General features: G+C 55.9%; 1 protein-coding gene. It reads left to right on the top strand.

The window, feature by feature from the left end; translation table 11 throughout:
* Window positions 1-336: hypothetical protein (locus DWV16_RS19420; protein WP_207661952.1), on the top strand; the 336-nt coding region annotated here is incomplete at its 5' end.
* Window positions 337-338: the final 2 nt, after the last annotated feature.

Raw genomic sequence — 338 nt, forward strand, 5'->3', positions numbered from 1 at the left:
ATTAACCTCTATCGCTATGTGACCTTTTATTTGCTCTATTACCGCCCGGATGTTGAGTATGCGGATCGTCCCGTGAGCCGCTCGTCCCGGCCCCGTACCAACCGGGGAACCGGCAAGCAGACAAACACGTTTGTACTGCGGTCAAAAGTCCGGAGATACTCCATCGACCGGCACGAGATCCCAACCGAGCGAAACTACCGCAAATTTGCATGGTCAGTGCGCGGCCATTACCGCCGTGGTAAAAACGGCAAGCTGATTTATGTTACCCCGCACCAGGCAAGGCGGCGGAGCTCCGGGGAGCGAGCTGCGCCCCGCAAGTACGTTATAAAGACATAAGA

The sequence above is a fragment of the Anaerotruncus sp. AF02-27 genome (assembly GCF_003465835.1).
Taxonomy (GTDB): Bacteria; Bacillota; Clostridia; order Oscillospirales; family Ruminococcaceae; genus Anaerotruncus; species Anaerotruncus rubiinfantis.